This window comes from Protofrankia sp. Cj3 (assembly GCF_917627355.1).
Taxonomy (GTDB): Bacteria; Actinomycetota; Actinomycetes; order Frankiales; family Frankiaceae; genus Protofrankia.
In genome coordinates, this window is record NZ_CAKJTR010000117.1 from 1 (window position 1) to 6,364 (window position 6,364).

7 protein-coding genes are annotated in these 6,364 nt (G+C 68.6%); all 7 read right to left on the reverse strand.

Annotated elements, in window-relative coordinates; all coding sequences use genetic code 11:
* Positions 1 to 262: 262 nt before the first annotated feature.
* A complete protein-coding gene (gene tatC / locus MJ783_RS15665; protein ID WP_239311183.1) occupies positions 263 to 1,234 on the reverse strand; it encodes a twin-arginine translocase subunit TatC in 972 nt (323 codons plus the stop codon).
* A gap of 42 nt (positions 1,235 to 1,276) precedes the next feature.
* Positions 1,277 to 1,588: a Sec-independent protein translocase subunit TatA gene (gene tatA / locus MJ783_RS15670; protein WP_239311184.1), complete on the reverse strand. Its 312-nt coding sequence runs from the start codon at positions 1,586 to 1,588 to the stop codon at positions 1,277 to 1,279.
* Between the two features lie 128 nt (positions 1,589 to 1,716).
* Positions 1,717 to 1,974 carry a hypothetical protein gene (locus tag MJ783_RS15675; RefSeq protein WP_239311185.1) on the reverse strand — a complete coding sequence of 86 codons (258 nt, stop codon included), beginning with the start codon at positions 1,972 to 1,974 and terminating at the stop codon, positions 1,717 to 1,719.
* A gap of 9 nt (positions 1,975 to 1,983) precedes the next feature.
* Positions 1,984 to 2,973: a YafY family protein gene (locus MJ783_RS15680; RefSeq protein WP_239311186.1), complete on the reverse strand. Its 990-nt coding sequence runs from the start codon at positions 2,971 to 2,973 to the stop codon at positions 1,984 to 1,986.
* Positions 2,970 to 4,031: a helix-turn-helix transcriptional regulator gene (locus MJ783_RS15685; protein WP_370651646.1), complete on the reverse strand. Its 1,062-nt coding sequence runs from the start codon at positions 4,029 to 4,031 to the stop codon at positions 2,970 to 2,972. Before MJ783_RS15685 ends, MJ783_RS15680 begins: the two co-directional genes overlap by 4 nt.
* Positions 4,032 to 4,185: 154 nt before the next feature.
* Positions 4,186 to 4,824, reverse strand: a complete 639-nt coding sequence (locus tag MJ783_RS15690) for an FKBP-type peptidyl-prolyl cis-trans isomerase (RefSeq protein ID WP_239311188.1) — start codon at positions 4,822 to 4,824, stop codon at positions 4,186 to 4,188.
* Positions 4,825 to 4,837: 13 nt separating this feature from the next.
* Positions 4,838 to 6,196: a Pup--protein ligase gene (pafA, locus tag MJ783_RS15695; protein WP_239311189.1), complete on the reverse strand. Its 1,359-nt coding sequence runs from the start codon at positions 6,194 to 6,196 to the stop codon at positions 4,838 to 4,840.
* Positions 6,197 to 6,364 lie beyond the last annotated feature (168 nt).

A 6,364-nucleotide genomic window follows, 5' to 3' on the forward strand; every position in this document is an offset into this window, starting at 1 on the left:
AGGTAGCGGTGTTCTACCTGGGCCGACGAGCCGGGGTACCCGTGCATCGCGAAGCGATGTGCGGGGAGCGATGAGGCGAGGCGCCGTCTGGCGTCGGCAGACCCTGGACGAACGTCCGGCGGCGACCACTAGGACCGTCCGGCTCGCGTCGCCAGGGCGGCGCCTCGCGATCCATCCACCCGGACGCCGCTCCCTGGTCGAACGCCCTGCGGCCGGGGCCGCCCAGCGGCCAGAGCGAGGAGCGGAGGGCGGGCGGTGGTGCTCAGGTGACGTCGAGGTGAGCCGCGTTCGACGGTGTACTGCCGGTGCCCACGGTGGTTCCCACCGGGTCGCCACCGCTGGAGCGCTCGTCCGGCCGCGGGAGATCGTCGAAGTCGAGCGGTGAAGCTTCGTCGTCATCGAGATCCGCGTACGGCGATGTGTCGCCACGGCGGGCCCGGCGCCGGTCATTGACCCAGCCGATAATGAGCGCGACCTCGTACAGCAGACACATGGGCAGGCCGAGAGCAATCATTGTGAACGGGTCCTGGCTCGGTGTGACCACGGCGGCGAACACGAACACGAGGAAGATCTCGGGACGGCGCCACGCGCGCAATGTCCGCGTGGGAACCACGCCTGCCAGATTCAGCATCGCGACCAGCAACGGGACCTCGAACGACAGCCCGAACACGATGAGCATCGCGATGACGTAGGAGAGGTACTTGTTGACGTCGAGCAGGCTGACGAGACCGTCTCCGCTGAAACCGAGCAGCAGCTGGAGGCCCTTGTTCAGGGTCAGATAGGCAAAGTAGCCACCGAGGGTGAACAGCACCAGGGAAGAGCTGACGAACGCCAGTGACCAGCGGCGCTCGTTGCGGTGCAGCCCTGGCGTGATGAACGACCAGAGCTGGTAGAGCCAGACCGGGGCCGAGACCACGGCTCCGGCGATGAGCGAGATCTTCAATCGGATCATGAAAGCGTCGAGGATGCCGAAGAAGTACAGCTGGCATTCTCCGCCACCGGCACGGGACTTCGCCGGCAACGAGCAGTACGGCTCCTTCAGGAGGTCGAAAATACGCGGTTCGAAGATGAAGCAGACCACGGTGGCGATGGCTAGCGCGATCAGCGCCTTCGCCAGCCGGTCGCGCAGCTCACGAAGGTGCTCGGTGAGCGACATCCGGCTGTCTTCGACCGTCCTGGTACGGCGGAACTGCACCGCCTGCACGATCCGCCGCGGTGTGGGCAACCGGGGCACGGGCGGCGACTCCTGCTCGTGGACGAGAGGGTGAGGGATGTGTCAGCGCTGGAGGCCGCTGTCGCCTGCCGTGACGGAGTGGCCGTTGACCGACGGCGCGCCAGCCGTGGCCTGCTGCGCAGCCGCAACCGCCGGGGCGGGCTCGATCGGCCGTGGTGCCGGTGCCGGCTGGGCCTGCGGCGGCGCGGTCACGGTGGGGTTCTCATCATCCTGGCTGAGGCCCTTGGTTTCGGCCTTGAAGATCCGAAGTGAGCGTCCGACCGAGCGTGCCGCCTCGGGTAGTTTCTTGGATCCGAACAGCAGGATGACCACAAACGCGATAATCAGAAGCTCGGGGGTACCGAGATTGGGCATGGCGTGCCTCCTTCACTTCGATGTCCGGTCCCAACGACCGGTGCGCGCCTGATACTACGTCGGCTTGATGTTACGTCGGCTAGCCTGGCCTCGTCAGACAACGGCCTGATGTTATGCACGTGACGGGCTCATAACCAGGATCTGTCGTGTCGTGACCGGCTGCCCGGCCCGGCCGATGCCCGCTCACCGAGTCTCGCGCTGGCCTCGGCGGCGTCGAGCCGTCCAGCCAACGCGGCCGTCTCCTCGGTGAGGCCGGCCAGCCGGTCCCGCAGCTTCCCGACCTCACTGGTGACCAGGCGCACCCTGCTGAACAGGCGATACGCCAACGCGCCAAGCGCAACGCAGGCCAGCAGGACAAGAGCACAGTCGATGAGCAGCCAACGCACGGGATCAACCTACCCCGCTCGCGGCCGGGGCTGGAGGCCGTAGGCAGCCAAGGCACGGACAGCGACAGCGTGCACCTCGGCCGCGAGCTCCGCCGGCTCCACCACCCGTGCCTGGTCCCCGAGACCCAGCACCAGTCTGCGTAACCAGCCTGTTTCCGACACCCGCAGTTCGATCAGCAGGCAGCCGGCTCCGATCTCCCGCTGGGACTCGACCGGGTAGTAGTCGGCAACCCAGCGGGCTCCCGGATGCAGTTCGAGCACGGCCCGAAGATCGTATGGCCCGGGCTGGTAGAGGCTGCCCGTGGTCTCGCGCGGCGCCGCCGTGGGCGGCGGCGCGGCCGGGAGGTCGAGAACGGTGACCCCCTGGGAACCGTCGATCCGGTCCAGCCGGAACAGCCGGACCGCCTTCGACCGATGGCACCAGCCCTCCAGGTACCAGCGGCCGTCACGGGCCAGTACCCGCATCGGATCGACATCACGTTCGGTGAGTTCGTCGCGGGACCAGACCAGGTAGCGAAGGTGCAGCCGCCGCTTCCGGGCGACAGCGTCCTGGATGATGCGCAGGACCTCGTCCTGGGCATCGAGCTCGACCCTGACCCGTTCCGCGGGCAGGGCCCCGACCGCTTTCTCCAGTTTCGCCACCGCGCGGTCGAGAGCGTCGCGGGCGGACAGCCCGGGCACCTCGGCGAGGGTGCGGGCCGCGACAACCAGCGCCATGGCTTCGTCCGCCGACAGCCGCAGCGGCCGGTCAAGGGTCTGCGGGTCGACAACGGTGACCTGATCGGCGGAGTAGCTCAGGTCGATGAGGTCACCGGGCGCACCGCCAGGCAGGCCGCAGACGAACAACAGGTCAAGATCGTCCCGGAGCTGCCGTACGCTGATCCTGAAGGTCGCGGCGGCTTCGTCGAGGGTGACGCCCGGGTGCGCCCGCAGCCATGGCACCAGGGCGAGCAGCCGGCTCAGTCGATCGGTCGAGGCTTCGGCGGCCGACGGGCTCACGGTGCCGCCGGTCCCGCGGTCGGTGCCCGCTCCGTGCACGGCCGGGGAGCCTGGCCGCCCGGTACGGTGTGCGCCCACGCCGCGTCGGTCAGCCGGCGCACCACCTCGGTGCGCAGCTGCCGGGGCCGTACCACCAGGACGTCATCGCCGTACCCCACCACCCAGCGGGCCATGCGCTCGATATCGGAGTAGTCAATCTCTACGATGTCCATCCCGGTCATGCCCGGCACGCCCGTGTCCTGCCCGGTCGCCGCGGACAGGACACGGGCGTGCCGGCGCAGCGCGTGGCCAGTCCCCGGACGTATCCGCAGTACGGCGGTGCGGGTCCGTTCCGGCGGCGCGGACGCCGACACCAGCGCCCGCAGATCGACGGTTTCGGGCATCCGGACCGCCCCGGGCGGTCCGACCGGGCGCACGGTGCCGGTCACCCGTGACAACCGGAACACCCGGGCCGCGGCGCGGTCCTGATCATGCCCGGCCAGGTACCAACGTCCCCGCCAGGACACCACACCCCACGGTTGGACCCAGCGTTCGCTCGGTTCGGTCTCCGTCGGTTTGCGGTAGGGGAAGCGGATCGCCTGCCCGGCCTGGACCGCCGCGAGGCACGGCGCGAACGCCGGTTCGGTCGTGCCGACGCGGGGTTCCAGGCCGTCCGGGCCGGGCAGCGTGGGAGCGCCCCCGGCCGCGAGCTTGAGTAGCGCGCTTGCGCTCGCGGCCGCCAGCGACGTGCTCGACCACAGCCGCGCGGCGAGCCCGAGGGCGGCCGCCTCGTCCGGGTCGAGGGATATCTCCGGCAGCGCGTAGTCGCTGCGCCGGATGCGGTACCCGACGTCATCGCTGAGGAACGAGTTCGATCCGGTCTCCAGCGGGATGCCGAGGTCGCGTAGGTACTGCTTGTCCCGCTCGAACATCCGGCGGAACGCCTCCTGCTCCTCGGCGGTCTCGCCAGGGGCGAAACCGTCCACGAGTTCGCCGATTTCGGCCACAGTGAGAAAACGTGATGTTGCCATCAGGCACATCGTAAGGTTCAGCAGCCGTTCCAACCGCCGACGGGACACCGTATGAGGCTAGGCCATCCGCGTTGGATCTTCAGGAGCGGCCGGTGAGAGCGGCCGGCGACAAGGATGCGGCATCGCGGGGAAGCACTGACACGCAGTGCGCACCTCAGCCCTTCCCCGCGATGCCGCATCCCCGCTGGCCAGTCGCCCTGCGTCAGCGATCCGTCGCCTGCAGCCCGACCAGGTCCACGACGAAGACGAGGGTCGAGCCGCCGGGAATCGGCCCCTGGGCCGTTGAGCCGTAGCCGAGGTCCGGCGGGATCACGATTTCCCGGCGACCGCCGGTCTTCATGCCGGCGATGCCCTGCTGGAAGCCTGGGATGACACCGCTCAGCGGGAAGATCGCGGCCTGTCCGCGGCTCCAGCTGGAGTCGAACTCCTCACCGGTGGTCCACAGCGTTCCGACGTACTGCACCGAGACCGTGCTCTGCGTGGTGGCAGCCGCTCCGGTACCGACCACGAGATCCCTGGTCAGCAGCTTGGTACCGGGTGTACCGGACCCGGCCGCGATCGTCGGCTTGGCCTTGAGGTCGGTCGCGCCGGTGACCGCGGGCAGCCCCACGCCGCTGGCGGCGGGGCCGAGGGTGTCCGCCAGCCGTACCGGCGCGGCCTTGGTCCCGTCGGGCGCGGTGGAGCTGCCGCAGGCGGCGAGTGCGCAGGCAAGCAGAACCGCTGACAGCGCGGCGGACAGGCACCTGGCCGCGGCAGGCGTGATCGGCGCTTCTCCCGGTCCGCCGAAGGCCCGGGAGAGGGAGAGCTGGACGCCCTTGACGGGGCGGCGAAGGTCGGTCACAGGCGGGTGGTCCTCACATGCTGGCGATGAGCTTGTCGACTCGGTCGTCGACGGAACGGAACGGATCCTTGCACAGCACCGTGCGCTGAGCCTGGTCGTTCAGCTTGAGGTGCACCCAGTCGACGGTGAAGTCGCGCCGTTTCTCCTGCGCACGCTTGATGAACTCACCACGCAGCCGCGCCCGGGTAGTCTGCGGCGGGATGGACTTCGCCTCGAAAATATCAAGGTCACGACTGACCCGCTCCACCAGCCCGGCCCGCTCCATCCGGTAGTACAGGCCCCGCTGACGGTGGATGTCATGGTATTTCAGGTCCAGCTCGGCGATCCGGGGTGAGGCCAGGGACAGGCTGTGCCGGTGCCGGAACCGGTCGATCAGCACGTACTTCGTCACCCAGTCGATCTCGCGGGCGACCAGCTCCAGATCGTCGGTCTCGATCGCGAGAAGCGTTCTGCCCCACAGGTCCAGGACACGTTTGGCGATCGCGTCCCCGCCCCGGCGCTCGATGAACTCGACCGCTTTGCTGAAGTACTCACGCTGGATCTCCAGAGCGCTGGCCTCGCGCCCGCTCGCCAGTTTGATCTTACGCTGGCAGGTCATGTCATGACTGACTTCCCGGATCGCCCGGATCGGGTTCTCCAGGGACATGTCCCGTAGCACCACACCAGCCTCGATCATGCGCAGGACGAGATCGGTCGAGCCGAGTTTGAGCAAGGTGGTGGTCTCGCTCATGTTGGAGTCGCCGACAATCACGTGCAGGCGCCGGAAACGCTCGGCGTCCGCGTGCGGCTCGTCCCGAGTGTTGATGATCGGGCGGGATCGGGTCGTCGCCGAGGACACCGACTCCCAGATGTGCTCGGCGCGCTGCGAGATGCAGTACACGGCGCCGCGAGGGGTCTGCAGCACCTTGCCCGCCCCACACAGGATCTGTCTGCTCACCAGGAACGGCACCAGGACGTCCGCGAGCCGGCTGAACTCGCCGTGCCGGCCGACGAGGTAGTTCTCATGGCAGCCGTAGCTGTTCCCGGCCGAGTCAGTGTTGTTCTTGAACAGATGGATGTCCCCGGCGATGCCCTCTTCGCGCAGGCGTCGTTCCGCCTCGACCAGCAGCCCTTCCAGGATGCGCTCGCCGGCCTTGTCATGGGTGACGAGATCGGGAACGGAGTCGCACTCGGGGGTGGCGTACTCGGGATGGCTGCCGACATCGAGATAGAGCCGGGCACCGTTCTTCAGGAAGACGTTGCTGCTGCGGCCCCAGGACACGACCCGCCGGAACAGGTACCGCGCCACCTCGTCCGGAGACAGCCTGCGCTGCCCACGGAAGACACAGGTGACGCCGTACTCGTTCTCCAGGCCGAAGATGCGGCGATCCACACCGACGACCCTATGCTTCGTGCGCGCCACGGTGTGGCCGGACGCCCCGCACCGGTACTTTCGTCGTCGTGGCGGCGGTATGCGGGAACTGTGCGTAGTCAGCCCAGGAGCCGTCGGTCGCCCGCTATGTTCGAATGGACTGGCCGTGGGCAGGATGGCGGACATGAC

Bases quoted from the DNA above. Each gene is read 5' to 3' on its own strand.
- tatA (WP_239311184.1), bottom strand. From the start codon at position 1,588: ATGCCCAATCTCGGTACCCCCGAGCTTCTGATTATCGCGTTTGTGGTC.